We start from the raw sequence: 16449 nt of genomic DNA on the forward strand, positions 1-16449 counted from the left end.
TCGGAGTGTGACGCCAACCGCCCCGATCTCTCCCGTGCTGACGATCGCCGTCCTGACCTTCAAGCGCCCCCGCGACATCGCCGAGGTCCTGCCGCTCCTTCTCGCGCAGGCCGCCCGCGTGGGCGATCTGGCGAGCGCGCGGGTGCTGGTGATCGACAATGATCCTTCGGGATCGGCGCGCACCATCGTCGAAGCTGCCGGGGGCAACGGGCACGTGGCCCTCGAGTATGCGCACGAACCGGTCCCCGGCATCACTGCGGCACGCAACCGGGCCCTCAGCGAGTCCGACGACAGTGACCTGCTGGTGTTCATCGATGACGACGAGCGCCCGTCCGACGCGTGGCTCACCTCGATGCTCGAACTTCAGGCGACGACGGGCTGTGCCGCGGTGGCGGGGCCCGTCCTGTCCGAGTTCGAAACGGAGCCGAACGCTTTCATCACGGCGGGCAGGTTCTTCGAGCGTGTCGGTCATTCCACCGGCGACGTCCTGCAGGTGGCCGCCACGAACAACCTGTTGCTCGACCTTCGCCAGATCCGCGCCTTCGGCCTGCGATTCGACGCCGGTCTCGGGGTCTCCGGCGGAGAGGACACCCTCTTCACGCGGCAGATCGTTGCGAACGGCGGCCGGATGCTCTGGTCGAACGAGGCACGCGTCGTCGATGTCGTGCCGCGCACGCGCCTGACCAGGCGCTGGGTGATCCTCCGGGCCTTCAGCAGCGGCAACGGGTGGAGCATCACGTCGCTCCTGCTCGCCTCGGGAACCGGCGGGCGCCTGGCCACCCGGCTGAAGCTGACGGCACGCGGAACCGTTCGCGCCGCCGGAGGGCTCTTGCGCATCATCGTCGGACTCGCCACGAACAATCTCGGTTCGCGGGCTCGCGGAGTGCGCACGCTCGCGCGCGGTGCCGGGATGATCGCCGGCGCCTGGGGATACACCTACCGGGAGTACCGTCGCGGAGGAAAAGCCTGAGCTCACCGGGTCCCCCGCGCACGAGCTCGTCGGCCTGCCGCCAGGAGTTCCCCGGCCCGCAGGTAGGCCTCATAGTGGCGGCGGCCCGCCTCGGCCCAGTCACGACGACTGAGGTCCGGAGGCGTCGCGGCGGCGGAGTGCCCGGCCACGGCGTCGAGGGCAGAGCGAATGTCGGCCGCCGTGAGGGGGCTCTCGTACTGGTGGATCCAGCCCGGCCCCACCTCGCTGGCCAGCCGGTCGTTGACCGTGTTCGCCGGCACCAGCACCGGACGATCCAGAGAGAGCGTCGTGAGAACGCTGCCGGAGTTGTGCATCTCCCTGTACGGGAGCACCACCAGCTCGGCCTCGCGCACGACCTCCACGATCTCCTCATCGCTCAGGAAGTGGAGATCCAGCTGCACGCGGGGGTCGAGGCGCGCAAGCTCCGTGAGTCCGTCTGCCAGCTCCGCGGAACGCGCTTGGCCGGCCGCGCGGAGGCTGACCTCACCGGCCAGGCCGCGGAACGCCTTCAACAGCGAATCCACCCCCTTGTACGCCCGGACCATACCGAAGAACGACACGCGGCCAGGCACCGCCTCCGGCCACCTGTACTTCGCAAACCAGTCCCGGTAGTGACCGTGCGGAATCGTCAGGTACTCGCGATCCGCCCGTTGCGGGGTGTTGTCGTTCAGGCAGAGCCAGAGCGTCGTCTGCCGCTCCATGCGCACCAGCAGCGCTCGCTGCAGGCGTGAGACATCCGAGGGCAGCTCCAGATTGTGGAGGGTGCGCACGATCGGAGTGCGGGTGAGGGCGAGCCTGACCATCAGCGCCACCGTCAGCACCTGCCTCACACGCGCCTTCAGCGGACTCTGGCCGTAGACGAGGATCTCGGGCCAGTGCACGTGGAAGACGTCGTACCGGCCGAGAAGCGCCGCCCTCCAGGAGAAGGTGCGGAGCTCCACTCCCGGAACCGCGGCGATGCTCTCGGCCAGCATGATCAGGTACGGGTTCGTTGTCGGGCGGGGCACCGGAAAGGACTGCTGCACCACAAAGGAACGAGGACCCGCCCGACGCGATCTAGGGTTTGAAAGCACTGAGTTCCTGCACCGTCAGCACCTGCGGGGCGTTGGTGGCGCTGCCGGAGACGTACCCGTAGACCCCGATGCCACCGGGCGCCTGGAGCGCTGCATAGTTGTCGGTCGCCGTCACTGTCCAGGCGGCAGGCTCCGGTGTTCCGGAGATCCAGGCCTTCGCTCTGATCGTCGTCGGATTCGTTCCGGTGACCTGCATGCGCACGCTGATCGACGTGCCGGCGATCACCGTCGTCGAACCGGGCACCTGCACCTCGGGCGCGAGCACGACCGAGGTCGCAGAGCCCTTGAGGGCGACGAGCCCGACAGCGACCGTCCCGTTGTTCTTCAGGTGGATGACCGAACGGTACTCATTGTTCGTCCCCGTCTTCCGTCCCGTCGCCGACAGGGTGGTCCCGCCGCCCGTCGCGGCCTTGTCGAGGCTGAACATGACCCGCATGTCGGTGTTCGTCTGCGAGACGGCGTCGAGCGTCGCGCCGGACTGCGTGCCCGCCGTCGGCATCGCGATCGTGCCGCTGCCGTTCTTCACCGAGAGGTTCGTCGCCGGGCCGTTCTTCGTCCAGGCGCCGCCGGTCTCGGCGGTGCCGAGCCCGTTGACGACCGTACGGCTGAACGAGTCCAGCGCGAACGGCAGGGCCGCCGGGGCGGTTGCCGTGACCGTGGATGTCGCGGTGCCGGTCGCTCCCTTGTTGTCGGTGACCACGAGCGACACCGTGTAGGTGCCGGCCTGGGTGTAGGCGTGGGTGACCGTTCTGCCGGTGCCCGCCGTGCCGTCGCCGAAGTCCCAGGCGTAGGCCGCGACCGTCCCGTCCGGATCGGCGGAGGCCGAGGCATCCAGAGCCACAGACAGGTTCGTCGAAGCGGCAGAGAACGCGGCGGTGGGAGCGACATTGACCGGGACCGGCGCCGTGACGGCGACCGAACCGGTCGACGTTCCTGTGGCTCCCTTGTTGTCGGTCACCGTGAGCACCACAGAGTAGGTGCCGGCCGACGAGTAGGCGTGCGTGACGGTCTTGCCGGTGCCCGTTCCGCCGTCACCGAAGTTCCAGGAGTAGGAGGCGATCGTTCCGTCGGGGTCGGCGGAATCGGCTGCGTCGAAGCTGGCGGTCAGGTCGGTGTTCGTCGACGTGAAGGCCGCTGTGGGGGGCAGGTTCGCCGGCGGGTTGGCCACCGCCGTCACCGAGGTGGTCGACGTTCCTGTCGCCCCGCTGTCGTCGGTCACGGTCAGGGTGACGGTGCGGGTACCGGGAGTGGAATAGGTGTGCGTGGCGGTCGCCGTGGTGGCGCTGGTCCCGTCACCGAAGTTCCACAGGTATCCCGTCACCGTGCCGTCGGAGTCGGCCGAGCCGGTTCCGTCGACACTCAGCACCAGGTGGTCGATCGCATTCGTGAACGACGCGGTCGGTGCCACATTCACATGCGGCGCGATCGTCGTGACCGTATTGGTGAAGACCCCGGTCGCTCCCTTGTTGTCGGTGACCGTCACGGTCACCGTGTAGGTACCGGCTGCCGCGTAGACGTGGGTGGGTGCCTTGGTCGTGTCCGTGCCGCCGTCTCCGAAGTCCCAGGCGTAGCCCGCCACGGTTCCGTCGGAATCCGTCGACGCCGAGGCGTCGAACGCCACGGACAGATTGGAGACCTGCGACGTGAACGATGCGGTGGGGGCCGCGTTGATCACCCCGGCAGAGCCGAGCGCATAGTGCTGGCTGACCGCGGCGGGGGTGAGCACGGTGTCGTACACGGCCGCCTCGTCGATGCTGCCGTTGAAGAACGAGCTGGACGAGCCCCAGGTCGTGTCCCCACCGATACGCCAGTATCCGGCATAGGCCTGCGCCTGCGTCTGGGGGTTGGTACCCACCAGACTTCCGTCGACATAGAGCTTCAGGCCGTCGCTGCCCTGGCTGGCCACCACGTGGTGCCAGGTGCCGTTGTTGTACGAGGCGTTCGACGTGATCGTGTTCAGCTGACCGGTATAGGTACCGAAGACGAGCCTTCCGTCATCCTGCATGTAGATGTGACGGTCGTATGAACCCGAGTTGCCTGAGGGGCTCGATCCGAAGCCGATGATCTTTCCGCCCACCGTGGTCGACGTGTTGAACCACGCCTCGACCGAGTAGACCTCGGGATCGTTGAACGCGGTCGAACTACTGACCCCGCCCGAGGAACCGTCGAACGCCGTCGCGGTGTCGGGGTTGGCCGCCAGCGCCCCGCTGACCCCCTGGGTGTAACCACCGAAGTAGGTACCCGGGATGCCGCTGCCCGCGGCGTCCGCCGCAGTGGTGCCGCTGGCCTCGTCGAGCCGCCAGTAGACGCTCGGGGCATCCGTGAAGACACGGTTCCCGTAATTGTCCGTCGGAGGCTGCGGGAGGGTGGAGGTGCGTCCGGAGGCGACCCAGTGGCTGTCGACCTGCTGCTTGGAGAGCGCGGTCGAGTAGATCGACACGTCGTCGATGGCCCCGGCGAACCAGGCATTGCCGTTCCACGAAGAGTCACCGCCGATGCGCCAGAACCCGTTGTAGGGCTGGGCCGAGGTCGTGTCCGACCGGGCACCCACCCGCGCACCGTCGACGAAGAAGGCCATCCCCGTGGAGGTCAGCGTACCGACCACCTGGTGCCACTGGCCGTCGTTCAGAGCCGTCGGGCTCGTCAACACCTGGGTGTTGCCGTTGTAGACGCCGAAGTTCACGCGACCTGACGGGTCCATGTAGATGTGGCGGTCGTAGCTGCTCGACGTGCCGGTGTTCGCATTGCCGAAGCCGACGATCTTGCCGCCCGCGGTTGTGGTGGTGTTGAACCAGGCCTCGACCGAGAAGGTCTGCGGACCGGCAACCGCGGTCTGGGTCGCACTGAGCCCCGTGGCGTCGCCGGAGAAGGTCGACGCCGTGTTGGTGTCGCTCCCGATCGCGCCGGGGGTACCCCGGGTCACGCCGGTGCCGGCGACCTGGTCGTTGAAACCCGACCAGTCGTAGACAGAGGTTCCGCTCGACTCACCGAGGCGCCAGAAGCTCGACGCGGCATCCTGTTTCACGACACTGGTGTACGCGCTGTCGGTCGCCGCGGTGACCGTGGTGGAGACGGCGTCCCCGATGACGGTGTTGCCGAGAGGGTCTGTGGCCCTGATGCGGTAACTGACGGTCGCGCCGGGCGTCAGACCGGTGTCGACGAAGCCCATGTTCGGCCTGCTCCAGGTCGACGACGACTGGGTGGTCGTGTAGATCGGGGTGGTCGTGTTGCCGTTGCGGTAGAGCGCATAGGTGAGGGTGCCGTTGTCACGGTCGGCGTTGGCCGGCCAGCTGACGCGCGCCGTGCCCGCCTGCAGCGAGACGACCGACGGCTTGAACGTCGAGCCCGAGTAGAGCGGTCCCTGCTTGTTGGGCGCGAGCGCCCGCACGGCGAAACGCACCAGACCCTGCTGCCGCACGCCGTTGACCTGGGTGAACTCGCCGCCGTAGACGACGTAGTTGCTGTTCGCCGCAACGCTCCAGGGGCCCTGGCTGGCACCGGTGTACGTGCCGGCGTTGATGTCGGGGTTCCAGTTCAGGAGGGTCGGCGACGGGGTGCCCTGGAAGTTGTAGTACCCGTAGGGATCCGGGGTGATGGTACCGGTCGGTGCGAGGCTGAAGGCGATCGCGCGATGGAAGGTCCAGACCGGGTCGGTCTGGGGGAATCCGCCGATGTTCCCGCAGTAGTGCGGATGGCCCGCCACGTAGAGGGCCGTGCCGTTCGAGGCCTGGGAATAGGTGTCGCCGTGGCAGTCCTCGACCCACTGGATCGTGGCGGTCGCCCAGTCGGCCTTGAAGCTGCCCTCCAGGTTACCGCCGGCGCCGAAGACGTAGCCTGAGCCGTAGAAGTAGTTCGCATCGGACGAGAGACTGGTGATCGAGGCCTGGCTGCCACCGTTGCGGATGAGCGTGTTCACGGAGAATGGCGCGACCAGGGCGCCGCTGGCGTTGTCGACCATGCCGAGACCGTATCCCGGGCTGCCCGAGCCGCCGAGGGTGGTGAAGTTGCCACCGATGACGATCCTGCTGGCGTCGGGAGAGATGGCGAAAGACGTCACCGCGCCCCCCTGCGCGTTCGGGTTCCAGGGAAGAGTCGTTCCGTTCGCAGCCGAGACTGCTGCTGCGCCGTTCCGCACGTCCTTGTTGATGCCGGAGATGGCTCCCCCGACGTAGACGACGGAGTTCGTTGCCGCGACGACCGAGACGGTCGAGTTCACCACGGGAGCGAAGGAGGTGATCAGGGCTCCGGTCGTCGGGTTCAGCGCGGCGACCCGGTAACGGTTGGTGCCGTTCACCGTGGTGAACGAACCGCCGATGTAGAGGCGGGTGCCGTCGGGCGAGGCTGCGACGGACTTGACCTTGCCGTTCAGCACGGGGTTGAACGAGGTGTTCAGCACACCCGTCGTGAGGTCATACGAGAGCAGGTTGGTACGCGAGACCGTGTTCACCCCTGCGGCGGAGCCGGCGGGCTGGGCCTGCGTGAATTCACCGCCCGCGAAGACGGTGTTGCCGATGATGACCTGCGACCAGACCACACCGTTGATCTGCACGGTCGGCAGCGCGTCGGCCGAGACGGTCGCCGGAGATGCCGGGGACGTCGGATCGGTCGGTGCGGTGTCGGCGAACGCCGGTGCAACGGTCAGTGAACTCACAACAACTGCGGCGATGGTCGCTAGGACGACCATGCACCGGCGCAGGGGCGCCTTTTTCCCCATGGGGGTGCCTCATTCGGTACGGTGAACTTCGGGGTTCACGGTTGTACTCCGAGAGTAGGTCAGCACAGGGAATCTTCGCAGCCCCCCAAACGGGCCTCGTTCTTCGCTTCGCGAGCCCGGGGCTAGGAGGGCCCCGCGCCCTCGAAGACCGCGATGGGTGTGCCCGCCTCGTAGTCGACCAGCACGCGGAGGTCGCCGCGCTGGTCGAGGGGGATGTTGAAGATGTAGGTGCCAGCCGCACCGGCTCCCGCCTCGACGACCGGTGCGATCGGGGCGCCGCCGGTGCTGAGGGAATCCGCCGGGGTCCTCGCTGCGCCGTAGGTGACGTTCACCACAGTGGTCTCGAGCGAGATCGGGGCGGACGTGGTGTTGGTCGCCGTGAGGGTGAACTGGATCGAGGGGCCAGCGACTTCGCCCACCGCGCTCGCCGTGCCCTCGACCGACGTCATGCTCGAGATCTGGAACACGAGTCCGGGGATGGCTGTGACTGGCGCGTCGATCGCCACGGGGGCCGCCTCGACAGGCGCGGTCGGCACTGCAGCCGGATCCCCCGCCGAAGGGTCGGTCGACGCGGGGTCGCCCGTCGCGGGGTCGCCCGTCGCGGAGCCGGACGGGCTCATCGGGTCGCCACCGGGTGAGGATGCCGAGCCGGTGACCGTGGGCAGAATCGTTTGGGCGACAGAACCCGGCGATCCACGGCCGCCCGCCGAGACGGAAACCACCACCACGACGGCGACGACGACCACGACGGCGCTGGCGACGCCGATGAGCCACGGCCGCCGGGATCGCGCTCCGCCGCCGGTCGCCCGGTCGCTCCCGGGCCGGTCGCTCCCTCTACGGTCGCTGCCTGAACCGGCTTCATCCTCGATCATGCCGAGCCTCTTTCCACTCTTCGGGTGTCTCGGCCTGCGAGTCACGACGCGATCGTACAGGGCCAGCCGAAGGGTGGTCTGAACCGGGGACAGGGCCGGGTACGAGCCCGGGGATCCGCCTCGAGGTGCGGACACGTGCCAGCGCCGGCGTGGCCGCGAGGCCGATCGCCAGAACGAGAGTGTGCGACAGGCTGAGCAGCGGACTGAACGCGAAACCCCAGAGACTCGTCGCGACGACGAAGATCATCAATCCGCTCGCGGTGCGATTCGCGATACGCGTTGCCAGACCCCACAGCAGAACCACGATCACCGCGGCAGCGAAGACCAACCCCGCGAACCCGAAGTGCGCCCACAGGTCCCCGAACCCGGAATGGAGTTCGATCCGGTCGCCGAACATGTAGATCTCGACATAGCCGTTGTTCGGGGCGTAGTTGATCGAGGCCATACCCGCCTTGGCGATGTTCACGTCGACCTGGCTGGGGACCGCCCCTGCGCCGTAACCTCCGGGCTGGTGCTGCATCAGCGCCCACGTCGCTGCGAGCTCCGGTCGCCCCCCGAGCAGCAGCGATCCGGACGTGTCGATCTGCTCGACAGAACGGGCCTGGGCCGACTGCCCGAGGTAGCCGTCGAGCACCAGGGTCTGGCCGACGTTGAAGATGACCGCCGCGAGCACAGCGAGTCCCGCTCCGACTCTGAGCGCCGCCAACCGGCGGCCGGATCGCGCCGGAATGGCCTGGAAGCACACCAGCACCAGCGCGAGCAGGAGCAGGCCGAAGGCCGAGCGCGAATCGCTGAACAGGGTGATCGCCGTGATGATCGCCAGGACCAGGATCTCCACCCATCGTCTGCCGATCTTGAAGGCGACGGCAAGGGTGATGACGGCGACCGGAAGCGCGTACCCGAACTTCCACGGGTTGAGGTGGAACATCGGCGTGTTCGGCGAGACCCCCAGGGCCAGCCCCACCCCGAACCAGAACGCCATGTTCGCCTCGCCGAGAACCCGCCGTGCCCACAGCACCACGCCCACGGTCAGAACAAGGCCGATCTGCGAGATCGTCGTGACCGCGAGCAGCAGCGAGCTGGTTTCGCCGGAGGAGGCGTTCGCCAGGCTGAGCCAGATCCCCATCGCCGCAGCCAGGAGCCCCAGCCCGATGATCCACCAGCCGCCGCGGAAGGAGGTGACGGCGGGAATCCAGACCGGTGCGAGCACCAGCGCCACGATGAATCCGATCTGCGTTCCGGCGGGCAGCAGGATCTCGAGGGCGATGAGGATGAGCGACAGGGCGGCGATGCCACGCACGATCCGGCGGGGATCACGCTCACCGACCGGGGGGAGCCCGCGCACGATGGATGCCCGGCGCGACGTCTCGCGGAGGATCGGCGGGGACCCGCTCGCTTGTGCCATGCCGTAAGAATAGGGGCTCGATTCCTCGAAATCACCTGCGGTCGCTGTCGGCCTGGTCATCCGCACCCCCTTAAGGGGGGTTATACTGGGCGCGTGAAGCCCCGGTTCCTGACCTGAGGTCAGTTGACTTACGCTGGGGTGCCACGGCCTGATCTGCGATCAGTTGATTCCCGCACGTGCTCCAGCGCCCGGTCGACGACCAGGCGGTTCGACCTGGCCCCCCTCAGCGCCTGATCCACGATCAGTTGACGTCCGCTGGCACACCTCGATGCCGCACCGTGCTCGCCCGGCATCTCCGATCCCCTCGTTCGACACCCGCTGCTCCAACCCCACCCTTCGAGGAGTACCCGTGCCCAGACCTTCCCATCGGACCACATCTCTCAGCCTCGTCAGGCTCATCAGGCTCATGAGGCTCATGAGGCTCAGGAGAACCGCGGGCATCCTCGCTGCGGCGGCCATTCTGGCGGGAACCGTCGTCGCGCTCCCCAGCACAGCGAACGCCGCAACGACGGTGGTCGTCTCCGACATCTTCAACCGGACCACCAGCTCGGGCTGGGGCAGCGCCTCGCCGGGAGGGGCGTACTCGACGTCGGGTTCCGCCCGTTTCACGGTCGGCGCAAGTGTGGCGAGGATCTCCGGGCTGGCCCCCGCGACGGCGGCTTCCGCCTCCCTCGGCTCGGTCTCGGCACAGGATGTCAACATGGCGGCGACGATCATGGTGCCGGCATCACCGATCACCGTCTACCCGGCCTTCGAACTGCGCCGGCAGACGAACGGCGACCTCTATCGTGCGAGCCTGCAGGTGGGATCCAGCGGTAACCTCGCGATCCAGCTCTCGCGCACCTCGGGGGGCGTCGACACCGCGCTCTCGCGTGTTCCGCTCCCCTTCACCGCTCTCTGGGCGACATCCATCGCACTGGAATTCCAGGTCACCGGCAGCGGCTCGAGCGTGCAGGTCGCAGCGCGGGCCTGGAAGGCCGGAACCACCAGACCGGGCTGGCAGAGCGTCATCACCGACACCTCGGGCAGCCGTATCCGGTCGGCCGGATCGGTGGGCATCTTCGAGTACGCGGGCCGTTCCAACGCCGCCGCAACGAGCACCGGCTTCGACAAGCTGACGGTCACGAACGGGGTGGGTGCCGCGACGATCGTTCCGCCGGTCACCGCTCCGCCCGTCACCACGCCTCCCGTCTCCAGCACGCCGACTCCACCCGACACGACAGGCAAGGGCTCTGCGCAGGTCGGAACCACCGCGTACGCGGTCCCGGCCACCGCGATCGTCGTCGCCGTGGCATCCGGCAGCGACTCGAACACCGGCAGTCTCGCCCGACCTCTGAAGACCGTCGCCGCGGCCATCGCGAAAGCCGCCAGCGGCCAGACCATCGTGCTGAGGGCCGGCACTTACCACGAGTCAGTCACCGTTCCCGCCCAGAAGAAGCTGACGATCCAGTCGTATCCGAACGAGGCCGTGTGGTTCGACGGCAGCAGCCAGGTCACCGCGTGGAGCAGATCGGGAACGGTCTGGAAGGCGAGCTGGTCGTTCTTCCCCTCGAACTCGGTTCTCGGGGTCGCAGACAACCCGCGTTTCGTCGATGCGTCCAAGCCAATGGCCGGACGACCCGACCAGGTCTTCGTCGATGGCGCCGCCCTCACCCAGGTGGGTTCGGCAGCAGCGGTCACCGCCGGCACGTTCTTCCCGGATCCGGGCTCGAAGACGGTCACGATCGGCACGGATCCCACGACGAAGTCCGTGCGGGTGAGCAACCTCGGCACCGCCCTTGTCGTGAACGGGCCCGGCACGGTGCTGCAGGGCTTCGGAGTTCGCCGTTACGCCACGACCTACGCCCAGCAGGGCGCCGTCGGGCTCTACAACGACAACCTGACCGTGCGCAACCTGGTCATCGAAGACAACGCGATGATCGGGATCCGTGCCTGGAACAACAACCTGCTGGTCGACCATGTCACCTTCCAGCGCAACGGGATGCTGGGCATCGTCGCTACGACGTCGTACAACTCGACCATCCGGAACTCCGTCTTCACCGTCAACAACAACCAGCGGTTCAAGACCGAGCCGGAGGCGGGCGGCGCGAAGATCGCCCGGTCGCGCGGATTCACCTTCACGAACAACGACACCAGCAACAACTTCGGCACCGGCCTGTGGTTCGACGAATCGTCGTACGACCTCACCGTGACCAACAACACCTCGATCGGGAACACGCAGGCCGGAATCGAGATCGAACTCTCCGCGAAGGCGATCGTCGCAGGCAATGATGTGTCGAACAACCCCTACGGCCTCTACATCGTCGACTCCAGCGACCTGAAGGTCTTCAACAACAGGTTCGACAAAGAGGGCCAGATGGGCATCCGCATCGTGCAGGATGAACGGCGCCAGTCCGACCCCTCGTGGCATGCGCAGGACCCCCGGCAGCCGATCCCTGATCCGACCGTGACCTGGATCGTCAAGAACATCCAGATCTCGAACAACGTGTTCGGCACCTGGCAGGGGTTCCAGGTCCTCGCCTGGGATTCGAAGACCGGGAGAACGGCCGACCAGATGAACATCACCCTCTCCGGCAACCTGTTCAACCACCGGACGACGTTGAGCCAGGCGACGCTGGTCGCCTGGGGCACCGGAACCAACACCTTCGCACGCCTCGACAGCGTGGCCGCCCTCATGGCGAAGAACCCGGCCTGGGTGAACCAGGAGACCACGTCGGCCCTCCCTGTCTCGGCGATGGCGAGCGCGATCGTGGCCGCTGCCGCCAGCGCGGTGCCGCTGCCCGCCGATGTGGCGGCCGCTGCCGGACAGGCGAAGGGTCTGAAGAAGGTCGGTCTGTTCTAGACGGACGCACAGAAGTCCAGCGAAAGCCCCTGGAACGCGTAGCGCGTTCTGGGGGCTTTCCCCGCCGGGCGACACCCGGTACTGTTGCGTGAATCTCCATCGCACCGATCCGCTTTCCTAGAGCGCCGGGGCGATATCGCATCGAACTCCGCCTCGCGCGTGTTCGACTAACCCGAAGTAGTCACATGAGCCCCAGAATCGGCTATGCCGCCGGCGCATTCGACCTGTTCCACGTGGGTCACCTGAACATCCTCAAGCACGCCAAAGCGAGCTGCGACTACCTGATCGCCGGTGTCGTCTCCGACGAGATGCTGCTGAAGAACAAGGGGATCTCACCCGTCGTGCCCCTCAACGAACGCCTCGAGATCGTGCGTCACATCAGCTACGTCGACGAAGCCCGGGCCGAGGTCGTCTCCGACAAGCTCGAGACCTGGCGGAGCATCCGGTTCGACGTGTTCTTCAAGGGAGACGACTGGCGCGGAACCGAGAAGGGGCAACAACTCGAGAGAGAGTTCGCCGAGGTCGGCGTCGAGGTCGTCTACTTTCCCTACACCGTGCACACCTCGAGCACCCGGCTCCGCCAGGCTCTCGACCTGCTGAGCGGACCGGCCGTCAGACTCCCGGCACACACCGGAGAACCCGCGGAAGTCCACGGTACGTGACCGCGTGCACCGCGAGCCGGGAGGAGCGAAAATCGATGGGAGAGCATACACTGGCTAGGGTCAGTCGGAGAGCAGAGCGCGGCTGGCACCGCGATCGAGAGGCCTCCGATGAGATCGACGAAATCCGGATCCCGGTGGCAGGCCGTCTGCCTGACGCCGGAGCATCGGTCGTTCTCCAGCAAGCCCATGGCGACCTACGCCGCGGCGGCCGCGGAGATGTCCCGCGAGCACCCGACCTGCGTGTACGAGATGGTGCTGGTCACCGTCGGGGTGAAAGACGAGCTGGCCGGTCCGCTGAACCAGTTCCTCGGCCACTCGGCCGACGAACTCGTCGGAGACTGACCGCGCGTCACCGCAGCTCGACACCCGGAGGGTGCTGAGATGGACAGCACCGAAGTGGCCCCGCTCCGTACGAAGACCAAACTGAAGTACGAGGGCATCCAGGCGCTGCGTTTCATCGCCGCCATCCTCGTCGTGGTCACCCACTCCACGCTCTACGCCCAGAATCGGCTCGACCCGTCCGTCGACGTGTGGCACTTCGGCGAAGTCGGGGTCGACCTGTTCTTCATCATCAGCGGCTTCGTGATGATGATCTCGACACGGTCGCTCGAGGGCACCCCGGACGGCTGGAAGCACTTCGGCATGCGCCGACTCGTTCGGATCGTCCCGATGTACTGGCTGGCGACGACCGTCAAACTGTTGACGCTGGTCGCTGTTCCCGGGCTGGTTCTGCATGCAGCCCTCAACCCCGGGAACACCGTTCTCTCGTACCTCTTCCTGCCCAGCCGCAACATCGACGGCTCTGTCGAACCCCTGCTCGGCGTCGGCTGGACCCTCGTCTTCGAGATGGCCTTCTACGCCATCTTCACCCTCGCCCTCCTGCTGCGCGTGAATGTGCTCCGGTTCTGTGCCATCGCTCTGAGCATCCTGGCGATCGCCAGCATCTGGCGCCCCAGCGGCGAATGGCCGGTGCCCACCTTCTACCTCAACCCGATCGTGCTCTACTTCCTGGTGGGAATGATCATCGGCAAGTGGACCGGTGACAGGAAGCATCGGGACGCCCTCGCCTGGTTGCTCGGCGTGATCGGCCTCTGGACACTGATCAGCGTGGCGTCGAGCGTCGTCGACGGCAACAGCTGGCAGCCGGCCGGCCTGATCCGGAACGTCGCCTGCACCGCCCTCGTGGTCGCCATCGTGCTGCTGGAACCGGTGACCGGCCGGTTCGTCCCCCGCGCCGCGATCCACATGGGGGATGCGTCCTACTCGCTCTACCTGTTCCACCCTCTGCTGGCGCCGATCATCCCTGCCGTGCTCGCCGTCGTCGGCCTGAGGAGCGTGGGGGTCTCGATCGGGCTCAGCGTGGTGACCATGATCATCGCGGCGGCGCTCATCTACCGCTTCGTGGAGAGACCGCTCACGGCCTGGCTGCTGAGACGCCTGCCATCGGTTCGGAGAAAGGCCATCCCCGCCGAGCACACCTATCGGTGAGCGGAACACCGCAGTGATCCGCTCACCTCGAGGGGAAACCGCGCACAGGGTAGACGGATTGTTTCGTCCCCATGCCCGGCCCTACCGCGCACCGGCGCTAGGAACACCAGCGGGCAGCTCTGTCCGCCGTTGGACACTCTCTACCGTATGTTCACCGGCCGTCCTTGGCACTCCCCCAGAACTGGGAGTACCGTATGCCCCGGACAGGGCCGACACACGCTAGGCCCGATGTGGTTCGCCAGCGCGCTGATCCTCACCGCGAACTGCTCGCCGGCCTGCCTCCACGTCAACCCCGCGATGTCGACACAGGCGCGGCGTAGCGTAGGCGCGGAACGGCACCTCCGCCGCTCACGACGAGAGGCACACCGATGACGGACACCGAACCGAAAGACGCTGACAACGCAGCCGCGCCAGCACCCACGCCCGACGCGGCGAAGCGCGAGCTGCAGGACGAACTCGACAGCATCCGCGCAACCGGAGAAGACCTGCACGGCTGAGACCGCCGACCGCTTGACAGCCTGGCCGAGCGCTGGAGCGCAGTCCCGCACCGCGCCGCGCCCGGGCTCCGTGGGCTCTCGCCACCGTTTTGATCGCGCACGGGCTGCAAAAAGTGTCGAACGGGTTCGGAGCCACCGTGGAGGGTTTCGCGGGAATGGGCATCCCGTTCGCCGAGGCCGCTGCGGCCTTCACGATAGCGGTCGAACTGGCTGGCGGGCTGCTCCTCGCGCTCGGTGCGTTCACGGCGGTCGCGGGCATCCTCGTCGCCGTCGCCATGGCGGGCGCCCTCGTCTTCGCGCACGCCGGTTCGGGCGTCTTCGCCGCCGACGGCGGTTGGGAACTCGTCGGGATGATCGGGGCGACCGGCCTCGTGCTCGCCGCGGTCGGCGCCGGCCGGCTCAGCGTCGACGGGTTGCTCGGTCGCGGTGCCGCGCGGTCGCGCACGCGTCGTCCGGCTCGCCGCTCCCGCGCCGCCACCGCGTAGTCCGGGCACGGCGTACTCTGGGCGGATGCCCCCACCGAGCACCGCCCGCACCACCCTGCTCGGCGGGTTCGGTATCGTGATCGCGATGCTCGTGCCCCTCGTCGGCTCCCTCGATCCGACCTGGCCGCGCATCCCCGGCAGCCAGCTGCTGTCGTGGATGATCTTCGCCGTCGCCCTCGGCATCCTCGCTTTCGGCGTGCCCGGCGAGAGCGGCATCGTGGGCGACTCCGTCGTGGGGCGGGTGGCGTTGTTCGTCTTCGGCATCCACCAGTTGGTGCTCGGCATCGCGAGCACCGTCACCCCGGTGCCCACCGACCCGGTGAGCGCCAAGGCCCAGGCCGGCTCGACAGCCTCGATCGTCGGCGGCTGGGTCTTCGAGGCGATCCTCGTCGCCGGACTGGTCGCCGCGGCGGTCGCGGCCGTCGTCATCGTGCGGGCGGGCCTCCTCGGCGGGCCGGCACGCTGGGCGCTCCTGCCGGTGCCCCTCGTCGACGCGATCGGGCTGGTGCTGCTCTTCGTGCCGGTGCAGGAGGTGGCGCTTGTCGGTGCCCAGCTCAGCGAGGCGGTGTTCGTGCTGCTGGCGCTCGTCGGCGCGGCGTACGCGCTCGACGGGCGGTGGCCGGCCATCCGCCGCTGGCTGCGCCTCGTGAACGAGAAGTGGTGACCCGCACCCGCGCGCCGGGTCAGTCCAGCGGCACGCCGAAGTCCTTCGCGATGCCCGCGAGGCCGGCCTCGTAGCCCTGACCGACCGCGCGGAACTTCCACTCGCCGCCGTGGCGGTAGATCTCCGCGAACAGCATGGCCGTCTCGCGCGACGCGTCTTCGGTGAGGTCGTAGCGCACGATCTCCTCGAGGTTCTGGTCGAGCACCCGGCAGAAGGCGGATCGGACCTGGCCGAAGTTCTGCCGCCGGTTGTCGGCGTCGTAGATGGAGACCGCGATGACGATCTTCTGCACGTCGGCAGCGACAGCCATCAGGTCGATGGTGATCTGCTCGTCGTCGCCGTCCCCCTCGCCCGTGCGGTTGTCGCCCTGGTGCACGACCGAACCGTCGGGTGTCGACGTCTGGTTGTAGAAGATGAAGTCGTCGCTCGAGCGGATCTTCCCGGTGGCCGCGACCAGGATCGCCGAGGCATCCAGATCGAACTGTTCGCCGGCCGTCGTGCGCGGGTCCCAGCCCAGTCCGACCGTCGCGATGGTCAGCCCGGGGCTGGTCTTGGTGAGCGAGAGGTTTGCGCCTTTGGAGAGGCTGAGTCCTGCCATCGGGTTGATGCTCCTTCGGAATCCTGTGTCGACGGGCCGTCCGGGCCGTGATGTCGATCACTCCATTATGGAACGTGCCCGGGGGCTGCCGCCCATCTCACTCACCCGCCCACCGACGGCCGGCGCGCCGCCCGTACTGCGACAGGTTCGTCGTTCCCCAGAATGACCAGCCCGATCGC

Annotated in this window: 13 protein-coding genes; 8 read left to right on the forward strand and 5 right to left on the reverse strand. The window is 67.6% G+C overall.

Annotated features, from left to right (window positions below; translation table 11 throughout):
• The first annotated feature begins 7 nt into the window (after positions 1–7).
• Entirely contained in the window at positions 8–970 is a 963-nt protein-coding gene (locus FB464_RS10190; RefSeq protein WP_246093012.1) for a glycosyltransferase family 2 protein, read from the forward strand.
• A gap of 2 nt (positions 971–972) precedes the next feature.
• Here the strand turns inward: FB464_RS10190 and FB464_RS10195 are convergent, their stop codons facing one another.
• The 4 genes from FB464_RS10195 to FB464_RS10210 all read right to left on the reverse strand — a co-directional run bounded on the left by FB464_RS10195 (position 973) and on the right by FB464_RS10210 (position 9034).
• Positions 973–1977, reverse strand: a complete 1005-nt coding sequence (locus FB464_RS10195; protein WP_246093013.1) for a glycosyltransferase — start codon at positions 1975–1977, stop codon at positions 973–975.
• 49 nt (positions 1978–2026) lie between these two features.
• The gene (locus FB464_RS20430) at positions 2027–6694 is read right to left on the reverse strand and encodes a PKD domain-containing protein (RefSeq protein ID WP_281279757.1); all 4668 of its coding nucleotides are present in this window, start codon (positions 6692–6694) and stop codon (positions 2027–2029) included.
• Positions 6695–6879: 185 nt separating this feature from the next.
• A complete protein-coding gene (locus tag FB464_RS10205; RefSeq protein ID WP_116413960.1) occupies positions 6880–7629 on the reverse strand; it encodes a hypothetical protein in 750 nt (249 codons plus the stop codon).
• Positions 7616–9034: a hypothetical protein gene (locus FB464_RS10210; RefSeq protein ID WP_116413959.1), complete on the reverse strand. Its 1419-nt coding sequence runs from the start codon at positions 9032–9034 to the stop codon at positions 7616–7618. The genes FB464_RS10205 and FB464_RS10210 overlap by 14 nt, the downstream gene beginning before the upstream one ends.
• Before the next feature lie 415 nt (positions 9035–9449).
• On the opposite strand from FB464_RS10210, the gene FB464_RS10215 reads away from it, so the two are divergent.
• The 7 genes from FB464_RS10215 (at position 9450) to FB464_RS10240 (ending at position 15672) form a co-directional block, all read left to right on the forward strand.
• Positions 9450–11876, forward strand: coding sequence for a right-handed parallel beta-helix repeat-containing protein (locus FB464_RS10215; RefSeq protein WP_170151868.1), 2427 nt, complete (start codon positions 9450–9452; stop codon positions 11874–11876).
• Between the two features lie 185 nt (positions 11877–12061).
• A complete protein-coding gene (locus FB464_RS10220; RefSeq protein ID WP_116413957.1) occupies positions 12062–12538 on the forward strand; it encodes an FAD synthase family protein in 477 nt (158 codons plus the stop codon).
• Between the two features lie 108 nt (positions 12539–12646).
• Positions 12647–12880 (forward strand): hypothetical protein, encoded by a 234-nt coding sequence (locus FB464_RS10225; protein ID WP_116413956.1) that lies wholly within the window; start codon positions 12647–12649, stop codon positions 12878–12880.
• A gap of 39 nt (positions 12881–12919) precedes the next feature.
• A complete protein-coding gene (locus FB464_RS10230) occupies positions 12920–14026 on the forward strand; it encodes an acyltransferase family protein (RefSeq protein ID WP_116413955.1) in 1107 nt (368 codons plus the stop codon).
• Between the two features lie 368 nt (positions 14027–14394).
• Positions 14395–14523, forward strand: a complete 129-nt coding sequence (locus tag FB464_RS20435; protein ID WP_281279758.1) for a hypothetical protein — start codon at positions 14395–14397, stop codon at positions 14521–14523.
• Between the two features lie 32 nt (positions 14524–14555).
• The gene (locus FB464_RS10235) at positions 14556–15008 is read left to right on the forward strand and encodes a DoxX family protein (protein ID WP_116413954.1); all 453 of its coding nucleotides are present in this window, start codon (positions 14556–14558) and stop codon (positions 15006–15008) included.
• 25 nt (positions 15009–15033) lie between these two features.
• Complete coding sequence (locus FB464_RS10240) at positions 15034–15672, forward strand: hypothetical protein (protein ID WP_116413953.1); 639 nt, start codon at positions 15034–15036, stop codon at positions 15670–15672.
• 19 nt (positions 15673–15691) lie between these two features.
• On the opposite strand, the gene FB464_RS10245 is transcribed toward FB464_RS10240, so the two are convergent.
• Complete coding sequence (locus FB464_RS10245) at positions 15692–16270, reverse strand: TerD family protein (protein ID WP_116413952.1); 579 nt, start codon at positions 16268–16270, stop codon at positions 15692–15694.
• Between the last annotated feature and the right edge of the window lie 179 nt (positions 16271–16449).

It is taken from the genome of Subtercola boreus (genome assembly GCF_006716115.1).
Lineage (GTDB): Bacteria > Actinomycetota > Actinomycetes > Actinomycetales > Microbacteriaceae > Subtercola > Subtercola boreus.

Bases quoted from the DNA above. Each gene is read 5' to 3' on its own strand.
- FB464_RS10205 (WP_116413960.1), bottom strand. From the start codon at position 7,629: ATGATCGAGGATGAAGCCGGTTCAGGCAGCGACCGTAGAGGGAGCGAC.
- FB464_RS10210 (WP_116413959.1), bottom strand. From the start codon at position 9,034: ATGGCACAAGCGAGCGGGTCCCCGCCGATCCTCCGCGAGACGTCGCGC.
- FB464_RS10215 (WP_170151868.1), top strand. From the start codon at position 9,450: ATGAGGCTCAGGAGAACCGCGGGCATCCTCGCTGCGGCGGCCATTCTG.
- FB464_RS10220 (WP_116413957.1), top strand. From the start codon at position 12,062: ATGAGCCCCAGAATCGGCTATGCCGCCGGCGCATTCGACCTGTTCCAC.
- FB464_RS10225 (WP_116413956.1), top strand. From the start codon at position 12,647: ATGAGATCGACGAAATCCGGATCCCGGTGGCAGGCCGTCTGCCTGACG.
- FB464_RS10230 (WP_116413955.1), top strand. From the start codon at position 12,920: ATGGACAGCACCGAAGTGGCCCCGCTCCGTACGAAGACCAAACTGAAG.
- FB464_RS20435 (WP_281279758.1), top strand. From the start codon at position 14,395: ATGACGGACACCGAACCGAAAGACGCTGACAACGCAGCCGCGCCAGCA.
- FB464_RS10240 (WP_116413953.1), top strand. From the start codon at position 15,034: ATGCCCCCACCGAGCACCGCCCGCACCACCCTGCTCGGCGGGTTCGGT.
- FB464_RS10245 (WP_116413952.1), bottom strand. From the start codon at position 16,270: ATGGCAGGACTCAGCCTCTCCAAAGGCGCAAACCTCTCGCTCACCAAG.